Genomic DNA, 13,479 nt, shown 5'->3' with positions numbered 1-13,479 from the left:
CGTTATTGTGAGAAATAATAGTGTTTATCCGTATTTCGGCTGTTTTTCTTACGATGAGTCGATTGATTCGTAGAATATAGTTCGATTTCCCGAAGGAGATTCGGGGATGGGCGACCTTACGGTGTGTGGAACGAGGAGTTAGGAGCGAACAGTGCCAAGAGTTGCGTTCACTGCCAAGACCCGGAAATATCTCGGGACTCTGGATGCCGTGGAATCGGTCACCCAGTATCGTATTTGCTATTCGAAGGAATTCCGTGACGACTGCATGAGGCGATATGCCGAAGGTGGTTCACCTGCGGCGATTTTCCGCGAGGCCGGGCTTGATCCGAAAATCATTGGGTACAAACGTGTGGAACGTTGCATTGCCCGCTGGAAGGCGGAGGATGCCGCGAAAGCCGAGCAGGAGCAAGGCGACGCGGAAAAGAACGACGACGCTGAAGAGTAGTCGCAGCGTAATTGACGCGGAATCGTTCCGCAGGGTGGCAAATCCTGCGGAACGATTCCGTATTGGGCCCTTGATGAGGCGTTACTGTCTTCGGCTACGTTGGGCTCACGGCGGCATGGTCGCGCTGGTCTGCTGAAATAGTCATGGTATTAAGGAGGGAATGTCATGACTGTTTCGAATGGTGCGGGCGATAACGGGCTGCTGCTGAAGGCCGTGTTCTGGGACATGGATGGCACGCTGATTGATTCCGAACCGTATTGGCACGAGGGCGAGCTGAAGATCGCGGCCGAACATGGCGGCTACTGGGATGAGGACTTGGCCTGGCAGGGTTCCGGTACGCCTGTGCCGGACGTGGCGCGCCGTATGGTGGAGCATGGCTGTCAGCTGTCGATCGAGGAGATCGGCAAAGGCATGATTGATTATGTCGCGCAGAAGGAATTCGAAAGGATTCCCTGGATCGCCGGTGTCGAGGATGTGCTGTGTTCGTTGGCTGCCGCAGGTGTGCCGTCAATGTTGGTGACGACGTCGCCTCGTCATCTTGCGCAGAATCTGGTCGATCAGGCGCCGGCCGGAGTGTTTGCCGGATTCGTGTGCGGCGATGATGACGTTGCGAAGAAACCGTCGCCGGAACCGTATTTGGAGGCGGGTCGGCGTCTCGGCATCGCGCCGGAGGATATGCGATATTGCATTGCGATTGAGGACTCGATGAGCGGCCTGCGTTCCGCCGTCGCCTCCGGTGCCACCACGATCGGCCAGACCGGTTTCATGCAGCTCGACAATTCGAACGGCCCGCAATTCGCATCGATCAAGGGATATGACGGCATCACCGCCGACGTACTTGATGCCTATGTGCGTCAGCGCGTCGGTGCGTGAATCCGGCCTCCGAGTTCTCTGATTTGTGTTGGACTCATTTATCCCACTAGGTAGAATATCGTACCATTCAGAGAGAAACAGCTTTAAGGAGCTTGAAGCTCGCCTCTTTTCGAAGTAATGTCATTCGATATGTTAATCGGTTGACATATCGAGCTATGACGTGTATGGTGGTCCATGTCAGGATAACCAAATCGATTGCATGTGAGGTAATTCTCACGTTGGTCGACGGGAAAATATAATTTACAGGGCAGTTCAACGTGGTTTTGTGCTGCAAATTATGTTAACCGGTTGAAATATCAAATATTTGGTATTCCCTGGCATGGAAAGGATGAAACCTTACGGGTCCATGAAAGCGAGGAAGCGTCATGAAGAGAAATGTGTTGATGACGGCGGTGTCAGCAACAGCGGCGACCGTAATGATGATGGGCATGTTGTCCGGATGCGGCGAAACGTCGAATTCCACGAAGGATGATAGCGGCGCCACGGTGATTAAGTTTGGTATTAACGTCGCTAATCCCGCCAAGCAGGAACCAGCGACCAATGCGATTGTAGAAGCTTTTAACAAGGCAAACAAAGGTAAGTACAAAGTCGAATTCGAAGCGGCAGACACCGAATCCCATAATAAAAATATGAAGTTGGAGGCCTCTGACGGAACGCTTCCTCAAGTGTTTTGGGTAGAAGGCAGTCAGGTTACTGAATTCAATGAATCCGGCGTACTGCTGGATTTGAAAGACTTTCTCGACCAGAATGCCGACGTAAAAGCCGCTTTGAATGGCTCCGAGGCAGCTTTCCAAGATGATTCCGGTGTCCAGTATGGACTTCCGTATCAAAGTAACATACAGGGTATCTTCTATAACAAAGACCTGTTTGATAAGGCAGGGGTCGCATATCCCACCGACGACACCACATATGATGAATTTCTGGAAATGGTCGCCAAGCTTAAGAACAGTGGCGTTACTCCGCTTGCCATTGGCAGCAAGAACAGTTCCTTCGCCATGTGGGAATTCAACTTATGGCTGGCAAGGTACGGATGGCCAGATTTCATTCAGGATATTCTTGACGGCAAACAGAAGTTTGACAACGATGACCTGATTAAGGCGTTTACCAAGATTCAGGGACTCTCGAATGCCGGTGCATTCCCGGAAAACATGTCGACCATCGAATATTTCGATGCTAAGCAACAGTTTGATGAGGGCAAGGCCGCCATGTTTGGCAGCGGACAATGGGATTGCACTGAATTTGATAAGAATCTTGGAGATAAGGTTGGTTTTTGGTGGGGGCCGACCTTTGCCGACACGAAATACAGCCAAAAACTTGATATGAAAGTTCCCTCCGCACCGATTGCGGTAAGTGCCACCGTAAACGACAATGATGATGTCAAGGCCGCTACATACTCATTCCTTAAGTTCTATTACAGCAGGGAAGCCGCCGAACTCTCGTATGAAAACTCTATGTTCCCTGCGACTTCATACGAGGGACTAACCCCGAGCGCGGATAAATATTCGATGTCCGCGATGGTTGATGCCTTGTCCAACGGTTACAAGTCACCGGTTTCCGCACCGGATCTGACAGTGCCATCGAGTGTACAGCAGTCTCTGTATGACGGCCTGTTTGGCGTAATGCAAGGGACCTACTCCCCTCAGGAGGCGCTTGCCAAGATGGATGACACTCTCGAGAACAGCAAGTAACCCTTGTACTCCCCAACATTGCATGCATCTGCCGGGCAGAGAAATGAACGACGGTGATTATTCACTGCCCGGCGGTACTTGAAATTACGTGGCAGGAAGTTGTTAATATGCACTGGTTGAGCAAAACACGTTACAAGATAGGGTTCCTAATCCCGACACTTCTGGCGTACACGGTATTCATTGTGTTGCCGATAATCATCGCCATTGGTTATAGTTTCACCAAATATTCCGGCATAGGAAAAGCGCGTTTCAACGGTTTGACGAATTACATCAGGCTTTTCCGCGACAAGGTCTTTTGGAAATCGTTGCAGAACACAGTGGTCATCTTTGTGGTGGCGTCGGTGCTGCTCCTCGTTCTGTCCTTCCTGCTGGCACTGTTGCTGAACAATAAACTCAAGCTTGTCGATACTTCCAAAGCGCTGATATTCTCCCCGGCAATCATCGCCCCAATCATCGTCGGCATTATTTGGGTATATATTCTTGATCCCAAAATCGGTGTCATCAATGGCGTACTCAGAGCGATCGGAGCCGGTTCCCTAGCCCGGCAGTGGATTGGCGGTACTGTTCTTTCCCCTTACAGCATTTCCGTCATCTATTTCTGGCAGCAGCTCGGGTACCTTACTACCATCTTCATCGCCGGTCTCAAGATGATTCCCGAGGAAGTGCTTGAGGCAGTGAGAGTCGACGGGGCCAACGCTCGACAGCGTGTCTGGCACGTTATTATTCCCATGATGAGACCGACCATTTCCACGGTCGTAGTACTCATTATCACTGGAATATTCAAGATTTTCGAAATTGTACAGCAAACTACGGGAGGAGGGCCGAACCATATGTCTGAGACTCTGGTCACCTACAGTTATTCGGTAACGTTCCAGAGTAGCGACTATGGCTACGGTATGTCCGTTGCCACGGTAACATTCCTGATTTCCCTAGGGATCACCGGTCTGTACTTCCTTTTCAGTAGGGAAAGGGGCTGATAGCCATGATGTCCAAAAAGACGAAGATGGTGCTCCACACCGTGATGGCATTGGTCACCATACTCATGGTGTTCCCGTTCCTGTGGATGCTCATGATGTCGTTTAAGACGAATTCCGAAATCATATCGAATCCACTGGCTTGGCCAAAGACCTTGAATTGGAGCAACTATCGCAATGCACTCCATACCTTGAACTATCCGAGGCTGTATGCCAATACGTTCATTGTATGCGCGGTCTCAATCGTCATTGAACTGGTCATTACTTTCCTAAGCTCATTCGCCTTGGCTCGCATGACCTATAGGCGACCCAATCTAACGAAGGCCATCTATGCGTTCCTGATTGCAGGACTGAGCGTCTCACCGTTCATTCTGCTGTTCCCTGTCTATAAGATTAATTTGTTCTTTGGCCTGAGAGAACAGTGGGCGCTGGTGTTTCCGTATGTTGCGTCATCGATTTCCTTCAACACGTTGCTTTTTGTCGGTTATCTGAAGGCTCTGCCGGTAGAGATTGACGAAGCGGCGATTATTGATGGATGTTCGATATGGGACTTAATGATCAAGGTAATTCTGCCGATGACCAAACCGGTGATTGCCACTGTGGTGATTTTCAATGTGCTGTATATCTGGAATGAATACCCGTTTGCATCGGTGATGTTGCGTAGTCAAAATGATTACACCCTATCCATGGGAGCATCCTTCTTTAAGGGCACGTACACGGTTGATTATGGAGGCATTGTTGCCTCAAGCGTGATGATCATCATTCCAGAGCTCGTCTTTTATGGATTGTTCCAGAAAAAGATCGTAGGTGGCATGGTAGCTGGTGCCGTCAAGGGCTGAGAAATCAGCAATGAATTTAAAAATAAACAATATCGAAGGAGATAATCATGAGTGAAATCACTGGTCTTTTCAAGGACCTCACTAAGGTGAAGCATGCTCGTAACGGTAGGTTGGCCAGTTGGGACCAGCGGGGAAAGAACCAGGATTACTGGGAGATTCCTGCGGGAGAGAGCATTACCTTGGGAGAAATCGAAGGTCCGGGTTGCATCACCCATATGTGGATGACCTCTTCATGTCGCAAGGTGGTGGCACCGAGTATCCTTGACCCGGAATTAAACGCTTCGGCGGCTCCGGTGATGGAGATTCACCCGGCACTCGGTGTAATCTGGGACGCCTACGATCCTTTCTATTACCGCAAGGCGCTTATCAAGATCACATGGGATGACCAAGACACCCCAAGCGTGTTGGTGCCGTTCGGAGATTTCTTCTGCATAGGCAACAGCTACCCTGGCAACTTCTCCTCACTGCCGTTTAATGTATCGCTCAAGCCGGAGGAAGCAGGAAAGTTTGGTGCACCCTGCTCCGTATCATGCTATTTCCCGATGCCTTTCAATAAGAAGGCGAAGATTGAAATCGTCAATGATAACGAGTTGCCGTTCATTCTGTACTTCAACATCGACTATGAAATGTACGGCGAGCCTCTACCGGAGGATACCGCTTACTTCCATGCGGCATGGCATCGCGAAAACCCATGCAATGGCTGGGGACCGGAATTGCAGGTCAATTCGCCGGAAGTCAATAACGTCACGAACTTCAAAGGAGAGAACAACTATACGGTGTTGGATGTCGAGGGGACAGGCCACTACGTTGGCTGTAATCTCACGGTCAAGCACTTCCAAGGAAGTTGGTGGGGAGAAGGCAACGATATGTTCTTCATCGATGGTGAGGAATATCCGAGTTTGAACGGCACCGGTACTGAGGATTATTTCAACCATGCCTGGGGTATGCAGCGCAATGCGTATCCATTCTTCGGCACTATCGTCCATGAAGGGGATACTGATGGATTCCAAGTTTCATATCGTTGGCATATCACTGATCCGGTGCGCTTTGAAAAGCATCTGAAGGTGACTATCGAGCATGGTCATGCCAATCAGTTGTCCGATGATTGGAGTTCTACGGCCTACTGGTATCAGATTTTGCCGACGGCAAGCCGGATCACCATTGCACCGGTCGAGGATCGTTTGCCCGTAGTTCCGCAACTTCCTGAGCGTAAACTGGTTCTACCGCAACTTACCGAAGAACAACAAGCTGCACGCGATACTTATCAGAAGAGATGGAAGGACTACGAGCCTCGTCGCGATACGCAATTCCGAATCAAGGAGGACAAGGCTCGTCGTGAGTCCAAGCTGAACACGGAATTCGCCAAAAAACTTCGTGATGCATTTGATGCGGAGAGAGAACAATGAGTAAAGAAACCATGCAGTCTGCGATTGATCGGGCACAACACGTTATCGAGCAACAGGCATCTGAAGTGGCGAAAACGGCAATGCGTCAACGATACCATTTCATGGGACCCTGCGGTTGGATTAATGATCCTAATGGGCTGATTTATTATAAGGGTAAATACCATTTCTTCTATCAATTCAATCCCTATAGTGGATTCTGGTCACAGATGCATTGGGGGCATGCCGTCAGTGATGATCTGTTGCATTGGGAACATTTGCCTGTGGCTCTTGCTCCCAGTGAGATTTATGACGACCATCCTCAGGGAGGCTGTTTTTCCGGTAGTGCAATCGAAAAAGATGGCGATTTATACTTGGTATACACTGGCACAGCTAATAATGGCAATGGATTTGAGCAGACGCAGAACGTGGCAGTGAGCGTAGACGGGGTGCACTTTAGCAAGTGCGAGGGAAACCCTGTCATAGAACCTCCGGAAGGGGTTCCGCACGACTTCTTTCGTGATCCGAAAGTTTGGGAACATGAAGGCTTGTACTATCTGGTTTGCGGTGCTCAACGCGACGGTAGGGCTCAGGCGTTGCTGTATCGTTCGAAAGATCTGTTGCATTGGGAATTCTTTAATGTGTTATTCGAATCCCGAGGTGAGTGGGGCTTCATGTGGGAGTGCCCGGACTTCTTCCCGCTAGGAGACAAATGGGTCTTCCTATGTTCGCCGATGGGTATCGGAGAACGAACCACCGTCTATTTCGTAGGCGATTTCGATTACGGGACGGGGAGCTTCACCTATACCGTGACGGGAGAAGCTGATTGGGGGTTTGATTTCTACGCTCCGCAGACATTCCAAGATGGGAATGGTCGCCGTATCATGGTCGGCTGGGCCAATGGATGGGACTGGATGCCATTTTGGAAGGATTGGGGGCCGACCTGGCGAGAAGGTTGGTGTGGGTCGTTCGCCGTTCCACGTGAGGTACGTATGAATGACAACTTAACGCTTTCCATCATGCCTGTTGATGAAATCAGTACGTTGCGTAGCGAGATGGCGGTGCTGCCGCCGACAATTCGTCTTGGCGAAGAATCAACGACGTTAAGGGTCGGTGATGGAGTGGCTTACGAGCTGGGTTTCTCCATCGATTTGATGCAAACCGATGCAACTTCCATTCACTTGAATCTACGCCAACATGATGATCGGGCGTTGGTGGTCGACTTCGATCTGGCCCATGCGCGTATGAGTGTGAATCGTGACAAGGCCGATGAATGGAGTAAAGGTACATCGCGAAGTCCGCTTTCTGTCCAAGGAAAAGAGAAACTCGACGTAATACTGCTCAGTGATCAGAGTTCGATGGAGATTTTCGTTGATGGAGGACGTGTCGTTCACTCGATGAATGTCTTTGCTGACAATGAACACAACGGTATTTCCATGTACGCGAAAAATGGGGATGCGGTACTGGTCGATGTCAAAGGATATGGCTTGGATGCGGTCTGATTCTCGACATTGACGATTGAGAACGGCAGTGTACAGAATAATATGAAGCCATATTGATTCCGTGCACTGCCGCATATGTGAGGGAGGAATGTCATGCCGACGATTACGGATGTTGCGCAGACCGCAGGGGTCTCCAAAAATACGGTGTCACGTTATCTCAACAATCGTGGCTATATGTCGGAAAAGACCAAGGCCGCCATACAGGCGGCCATTGAGGAATTACATTATCAACCCAATCAGATAGCGCGAAGTTTGTACACCAGCAAGACGAGTCTGGTTGGTCTGGTGATTCCTGATGTGGAACATCCATTCTTCTCTACGATAACCGCAAGGATCGAGGATGCATTAGATACTCGCGGATACAAGATGATTCTGTGTAACACCATGCATTCATCACAAAAAGAACGAAAATACATCGATATGTTGACTGCTAATAAAGTCGACGGAATTATTATCGGTTCCCATTCTGTTGATATCAACTATTCCGATATCAATGCTCCGATTGTGGCGTTGGACCGTAATCTGGCTGATGACATTCCAGTTGTGGCTTCTGATCATGTTCAGGGTGGCGAGATTGCCGCGCAAGCATTTATTGATCGTGGATGCCATAAAGTGGTGCAGCTGGTCGCGTCGGGGCAGGTGAAGACTCCATCGAACATGCGGCATGAGATTTTCGCGAAGCGGATGCGTGAGCATGGCATTACCTGTATTACTCAGGAACTGCAACTGAATCAATTTGAGTTTTCAACGTATCTGAATACTGCTGACGAGATTCTCAATTCATATCCTGGACTCGATGGAGTATTTTCCGCCGACCCTGTGGCTGCGGCGATTCAGAGACAGGCGCTTGCGCGGGGAATGCAGGTTCCGGATGATTTATTCATATTTGGCTACGACGGTACATTTCTTGCGCAGGCCGTGTTCCCGCCACTGCTTACTGTTGCCCAATCGTATGATTTGCTGGCGCGAACAGTGGTGGATGTTCTTATGAAGCGGATTGATGGAGACCAACTCGAGTCCCTTTCCTATGTTATTCCGATGGGGGTCAATGTCAGCCTGTAACTGATGATGGTGTTGCGTGCGAACCTTTGGATTCCGAGGCCCTGCTCTTCGTCGTCAAGCAACCCTAAGGAGTCGTTTCACTCATAAGGTGTGATTGTCGTACAAATTTCCTTATGAAGTCATACTCGCTGCCGGTGCTTAGCCAAAGTTGATGTCGCCGTCGTTTTGCAAAAATTCCATGAGGTTGAGATGACGTACGCCATCACGTTGTAGAGGCAGTGGGTCCAATGTGAACAGGTATTTCGGGTAGCCGTCGGCGAGTTTGCCAAACGGACGGTACTCACGCTCCTCGACGGTTGGATCTTGGATACTCATTGACACCTGGATATATGCATACTGATCGCGTTTCCTGATGATGAAGTCACATTCGAGCTTTCCTATCGTGCCGACACTCACGTCGTACCCCTTCGACTTTAGATGTGTATATAGTGCATTCTCCAGCGAGGGTCCGTAGCTGATTCTTGCATCAGTATTGCGGGCGAATCGTATACCCGGGTCGGCGAGGTAGTACTTCTCTCCGCCTCTCAGTGACTTGCGGGATCGTAAGTCGAAACGCGGGCATTTGTATAGGATTTTCGCGTTCTTTAGCAACCGTATGTAGGTGGCGAGTGTCTCACGTTTGAGAGTAACGTTTTCGCTGTTCTTCAAATATTTTATGATACCGGTGAGATTCGTGGGGGCGGCGCAGTTATTGATGAGGTAATCCTGCACACGTGCGAATGTGTCGCGATTGCGTACCGTCTTTCGTGCAGTGATGTCCTTATCGAAGATTTGCCCGATAACGTCCTGAATATAGGCCGCCTTCGCGTCGGGGTCGTCATACTCCAATGACTTCGGAAATCCACCGTAGGTCAAGTAGTCGCGGAATGCCTGTGATGTCGGAATTGCTGGCTTATTCAAGAAGTTGCGCATGCCAAGATACTCGTGGAAGGAAAGGGTGAACATTTCCAGTTCGATATATCGGCCTGTGAGCTTGGTAGCGAGCTCGCCGGACAGTAGATAGGAATTTGAGCCAGTCATGAAGATAGAGCAGTCTCCTTCCTCTCGCCATCCGTTGATGACGGTTTCGAAGCCTTTGACGTTCTGTACTTCATCGATGAACAGATATCGCAATCCGTCGCTTGCGCCCCTTACGGCTCGTTCGATGACACGGTCAAGTTTCTCTGGCGTCGTGACGGTGCGGTGCTCCCTGCGATCCAAGTTGATGTAGATGATGTTGTTTTTCGGGACCTTGAGCTTGAGAAGCTCGTCCATGACGGTGTTCATTAGGCTGGATTTGCCACATCGGCGGATGCCGGTAATCACTTTGATGAGGTCTGAATCATCATAGAATGGGCGAAGCTGGGTCAAGTAATGCTCCCTGCGATACGTCTCCATTGCCACTCCTTCATACTGGAAGAGCCGTCTAACGGGGTCAAAGTCATATAGATTGTCAACAATAGCACTGTTAAACGCCATTTTAGTCGATTTTCAAGCGATATATTGAGAGAACCGGTATTCTTGAGGCAAGAAATCAGTTTTAACGGGGTCGAAGTCATATAAATCGCCAAAAATGACCCCGTTAAATGGCTATTGTGAGCGAATGTGGCGTTGGGAGGCCGCCTTGGCTGCTTCTTTCTGTGGTGCTTCGTTGCGCGGCTTAAGGAGGGTGATTTACGAGCATGCCCTTTGGCTTTTATGACAGGCCAGCTTTATGCTGAACGTTGAAAAAAGACGGAAAACAAATCAAAAAGCCCGCTGCGGTGGAATGAATGCAGCGGGCTTTCGTGGAGCTGACGGTAGTCGAAACCGCGACCTCTTCGATGCGAACGAAGCGCTCTACCAACTGAGCTACAGCCCCTTGGATGTTACCTTGCTTCGCAGGGCAACTCTCAGAACTTTAGTACGAAGTGTGTACGAACGCAATTCTGTACGTTCGCGTGTTGCGATGCCTTTCGGGCGGGCGGCAAAATCTCCCGATTCGCCGCCCACCCGAAACAATGGCTGGGAATGATTATGCCTGTCAGGCTTCGGTAGCCGGAGCCTTCTTGCCGAACTTGGCCTTGAGCAGGCCTACGATCGTCGGAATCAGCGACAGTACGAGAATTGCGACGATCACCAGTTCGAAGTGCTTCTGCACCGCCGGAATGCCGCCGAAGAAGTAGCCAAGCAATGTGAACAGGGTGGACCAGCACAGACCGCCGAGCACGGAGAACGGCGTGAAACGGCTCCAGCGCATGCCGGAAATGCCGGAAATGAACGGCATGAACGTGCGGATGAACGGGAAGAAGCGGCCGAGGAACACGGCCAGCGGGCCCCACTTATCGATCATGGCTTCTGTTTTGGCGATGCGTTCCGGCGTCATGGCCTTGACTTTGCCGGATTCGATGATGCGGCGACCGAAGAAATGGCCGATCCAGTAGTTGCACTGATCGCCGATGATCGGTGCGCACCAGACAACCGGCAGCAGCGCGAACAACGGCAGGGCGGCGACGCCGGTCTTGGCGTCGGGTGCGGCGAAGAAACCGGCTGCGAACAGCAACGAGTCGCCCGGAAGGAAGGGGAAGAACACCACGCCCGTCTCGATAAAGACGATGAGGAAGATGAATCCAAGCGTCGGGGCGACGCCCATGGCGATCCAGCTGGCAATCGCAGTGCGCGGGTCCTTGAGCAGATTGATGAAGAAGTTGATGATTCCCATGGAGTTCTCTCTGTGAATATGTAGGCATACGGGTATACGAACCAAGGCTAAAGCCTACCAGTGGGGCTCTAGGGCGAGACCGAGCGGAGGGCGAAGGGTGGCAAATCTGCACAATCCGTCAATGCTTACGGTGGCTATGGCTCTGCTCAATCAGCATGATTCCGGTAGTCTGCAGGCGCATCGGAAACTTGTTGGCGGTCGTCCGACTTCTGCCAGCGAACCCGACCGGAGGGCATCCGTTTGGTCGGCAGATGTCACGCCAGCAAACACCGGGTGGGAACCGTCCGTGTATGTCGGCGACTGTGGCCTGATTCATGAGTCTCGTCCGCTGAAGGGGTCTTTTTTCCGTTCGTCAGGTTCGAATCTGCCTGCTGATGCGGGTGGTTGCGTCCGTGGGTTGCGAGTATCTTGCGACTACTCGACGGCTATGGCCTCTAAATCGACGTTTTGGGGCCGTCGCTGTCGAGGAGAGGCCTGCTGCTCGCAGATGGTGGTCTTGTAGTCGCAAGAAGGCGCCGCCTTCAGCGTGTCGAAACGTTTGACATATTTTCTGTGTGGGGTATGATTATTGAAACGTTTCGACGAAACGATTCGATTAGTGAGATCGAGGGGTTTCGCCGGTGACGACTAGCGTCGATGCAACGCATTGCAGCGCTGAAGGACGCGAAAGACGATGTCGAGAACGCAGGGAAGCCGAAGGAGGCGATGACGATGGCAGGCATCAAGGATGTGGCCCGTGAAGCGGGGGTGTCCGTCAGCACCGTCTCGTATGCGCTTTCCGGCAAACGTTCGATTTCCGCCAAGACGTCCGACAAGGTCATGGCGGCGGTGGAGAAGCTTGGATACACCCCGGACGCCAGCGCTCGCAAGATGCGTGGCATACGTTCACAGGTCATCGCATTAAGTGCGCCGATTCGTGGCGACATCAATCAGGCCAAATACAACGCCTACTTCCTGCATACCGCGTGGGCGGCGAGGAATGCCGGTTATGATGTGTTGCTGCTGACCGGACCGGACGCGGTGAACGACATCCGTCGTGTGACGCAAAGCAATTTGGTTGATGGCGTGGTGCTGCTCGATGTCGAGCAGGATGACGAGCGCGCGGCCTCATCCGGCGATTTCTCCAAACCCTGTATAGCCATCGGCTACCCGCAGGCGCATGAGGGTTGTGCCTGCGTCGACATCGATTTCGCCGAGGCCGGGCGCAAGGCGGTGGATTTTCTATTCGACAAAGGCCACCGTAAGGTTGCGTTCCTGCGCAACAACGAGGCCGATTATGAGCGTCGTTCCGGTTATGTCGTGATTTTTCGCGAAAGCATGCTGTCGCGTGCGAAGGAACGCGGCATGACGGTTGTTGAATCCTCGCGATATGAGGATGACCGTTTCGACGCGATTCGCTTTGTGCGAGAGACCTTTGCTGATGAGGATCGTCCGACGGCGATAATCAATCAGGCTAACGCCAATGTGCTCAACCGGGTACTGCAGGAACTGTCGGTCGCAGGGCTATCGGTGCCGGAGGATGTTTCGGTGCTGTCATGCGGCACGTATTTCGACGGCGAATTGATGTCGCGTCCGATTACCGAGATGCCGGTCATGCCAGAGAAGTTGTGCTTGCAGGCCATGGGGCTTTTGGTCTCGGCGATTGAGCAAGGCGTCAAGATCAAGGGTGATGTCGAGCTTGAGGCTCCCGCGGTGAAGCTTCGCGGTTCCGTTGCCGAGATCAGTCCCGGCGAAAGGGCCCTGAAGGTGGCTTCGCGGTAAAACGGCGGAGTTTTCGGTGTGATTCACCCGGCATAATTTCATAAGCGTAATCGAAACGTTTCAACAATGGTCGACGTCGACTGGCAACTGCAACGGCTCGTTCAAGGAGGGTCTCCATGCACAGTGTCGTCGTACTACTCCTACAACCAATTCTTCCAAGTGCAGCAAGTCGGCTACGGTGCTGCGATCTCCACTGCGCTGACTGCGGTCATCATCGTGTTCTCCATCGTGTTCACGATCGTGCAGAAGCGCGTCGAAAAGGAACTCGTCTGA

Annotated in this window: 11 protein-coding genes, 1 tRNA gene and 1 pseudogene; 10 read left to right on the top strand and 3 right to left on the bottom strand. The window is 51.4% G+C overall.

What is annotated here, in order from left to right:
• Positions 1 to 151: 151 nt before the first annotated feature.
• The 8 genes from BBDE_RS10375 (at position 152) to BBDE_RS10340 (ending at position 8,765) form a co-directional block, all read left to right on the top strand.
• Positions 152 to 445, top strand: coding sequence for a hypothetical protein (locus BBDE_RS10375; RefSeq protein WP_003838241.1), 294 nt, complete (start codon positions 152 to 154; stop codon positions 443 to 445).
• A 165-nt stretch (positions 446 to 610) separates the two neighbouring features.
• A complete protein-coding gene (locus BBDE_RS10370; RefSeq protein ID WP_003838243.1) occupies positions 611 to 1,318 on the top strand; it encodes an HAD family hydrolase in 708 nt (235 codons plus the stop codon).
• Positions 1,319 to 1,683: 365 nt separating this feature from the next.
• Positions 1,684 to 3,006, top strand: a complete 1,323-nt coding sequence (locus BBDE_RS10365; RefSeq protein ID WP_003838246.1) for an ABC transporter substrate-binding protein — start codon at positions 1,684 to 1,686, stop codon at positions 3,004 to 3,006.
• 53 nt (positions 3,007 to 3,059) lie between these two features.
• Complete coding sequence (locus BBDE_RS10360; protein WP_228369719.1) at positions 3,060 to 3,983, top strand: carbohydrate ABC transporter permease; 924 nt, start codon at positions 3,060 to 3,062, stop codon at positions 3,981 to 3,983.
• 5 nt (positions 3,984 to 3,988) lie between these two features.
• Positions 3,989 to 4,819: a carbohydrate ABC transporter permease gene (locus BBDE_RS10355; RefSeq protein WP_003838248.1), complete on the top strand. Its 831-nt coding sequence runs from the start codon at positions 3,989 to 3,991 to the stop codon at positions 4,817 to 4,819.
• A gap of 47 nt (positions 4,820 to 4,866) precedes the next feature.
• On the top strand, positions 4,867 to 6,225 hold the full coding sequence (locus BBDE_RS10350; RefSeq protein ID WP_003838250.1) for a glycoside hydrolase family 172 protein: 1,359 nt from the start codon (positions 4,867 to 4,869) through the stop codon (positions 6,223 to 6,225).
• Positions 6,222 to 7,703, top strand: a complete 1,482-nt coding sequence (locus tag BBDE_RS10345) for a glycoside hydrolase family 32 protein (RefSeq protein ID WP_003838252.1) — start codon at positions 6,222 to 6,224, stop codon at positions 7,701 to 7,703. Before BBDE_RS10350 ends, BBDE_RS10345 begins: the two co-directional genes overlap by 4 nt.
• Positions 7,704 to 7,796: 93 nt before the next feature.
• Entirely contained in the window at positions 7,797 to 8,765 is a 969-nt protein-coding gene (locus BBDE_RS10340) for a LacI family DNA-binding transcriptional regulator (RefSeq protein ID WP_003838253.1), read from the top strand.
• A 138-nt stretch (positions 8,766 to 8,903) separates the two neighbouring features.
• On the opposite strand, the gene BBDE_RS10335 is transcribed toward BBDE_RS10340, so the two are convergent.
• The 3 genes from BBDE_RS10335 to BBDE_RS10325 form a co-directional block, all read right to left on the bottom strand.
• Positions 8,904 to 10,142, bottom strand: a complete 1,239-nt coding sequence (locus BBDE_RS10335) for an ATP-binding protein (protein WP_187116113.1) — start codon at positions 10,140 to 10,142, stop codon at positions 8,904 to 8,906.
• Positions 10,143 to 10,532: 390 nt separating this feature from the next.
• Positions 10,533 to 10,605: transfer RNA gene (locus BBDE_RS10330), tRNA-Ala, on the bottom strand.
• A 162-nt stretch (positions 10,606 to 10,767) separates the two neighbouring features.
• Positions 10,768 to 11,445: a DedA family protein gene (locus BBDE_RS10325; protein ID WP_012902584.1), complete on the bottom strand. Its 678-nt coding sequence runs from the start codon at positions 11,443 to 11,445 to the stop codon at positions 10,768 to 10,770.
• Between the two features lie 636 nt (positions 11,446 to 12,081).
• Here BBDE_RS10325 and BBDE_RS10320 point away from each other — a divergent pair.
• Together BBDE_RS10320 and BBDE_RS10315 are read left to right on the top strand one after the other, a co-directional pair.
• Entirely contained in the window at positions 12,082 to 13,206 is a 1,125-nt protein-coding gene (locus tag BBDE_RS10320; protein ID WP_003838258.1) for a LacI family DNA-binding transcriptional regulator, read from the top strand.
• Between the two features lie 108 nt (positions 13,207 to 13,314).
• Positions 13,315 to 13,479 (top strand): annotated as a pseudogene (locus tag BBDE_RS10315) (sugar ABC transporter permease); the annotation flags it as partial.

Source organism: Bifidobacterium dentium JCM 1195 = DSM 20436, assembly GCF_001042595.1.
GTDB lineage: Bacteria > Actinomycetota > Actinomycetes > Actinomycetales > Bifidobacteriaceae > Bifidobacterium > Bifidobacterium dentium.
The sequence above is the reverse complement of the archived record's forward strand: the minus strand, read 5'-3'. Positions and strand labels throughout refer to the sequence as shown.

What these genes read in the sequence shown, in the direction of transcription:
- BBDE_RS10370 (WP_003838243.1), top strand. Translation starts at nt 611, where the DNA reads ATGACTGTTTCGAATGGTGCGGGCGATAACGGGCTGCTGCTGAAGGCC.
- BBDE_RS10365 (WP_003838246.1), top strand. Translation starts at nt 1,684, where the DNA reads ATGAAGAGAAATGTGTTGATGACGGCGGTGTCAGCAACAGCGGCGACC.
- BBDE_RS10355 (WP_003838248.1), top strand. Translation starts at nt 3,989, where the DNA reads ATGATGTCCAAAAAGACGAAGATGGTGCTCCACACCGTGATGGCATTG.
- BBDE_RS10350 (WP_003838250.1), top strand. Translation starts at nt 4,867, where the DNA reads ATGAGTGAAATCACTGGTCTTTTCAAGGACCTCACTAAGGTGAAGCAT.
- BBDE_RS10345 (WP_003838252.1), top strand. Translation starts at nt 6,222, where the DNA reads ATGAGTAAAGAAACCATGCAGTCTGCGATTGATCGGGCACAACACGTT.
- BBDE_RS10340 (WP_003838253.1), top strand. Translation starts at nt 7,797, where the DNA reads ATGCCGACGATTACGGATGTTGCGCAGACCGCAGGGGTCTCCAAAAAT.
- BBDE_RS10335 (WP_187116113.1), bottom strand. Translation starts at nt 10,142, where the DNA reads ATGGAGACGTATCGCAGGGAGCATTACTTGACCCAGCTTCGCCCATTC.
- BBDE_RS10325 (WP_012902584.1), bottom strand. Translation starts at nt 11,445, where the DNA reads ATGGGAATCATCAACTTCTTCATCAATCTGCTCAAGGACCCGCGCACT.
- BBDE_RS10320 (WP_003838258.1), top strand. Translation starts at nt 12,082, where the DNA reads ATGCAACGCATTGCAGCGCTGAAGGACGCGAAAGACGATGTCGAGAAC.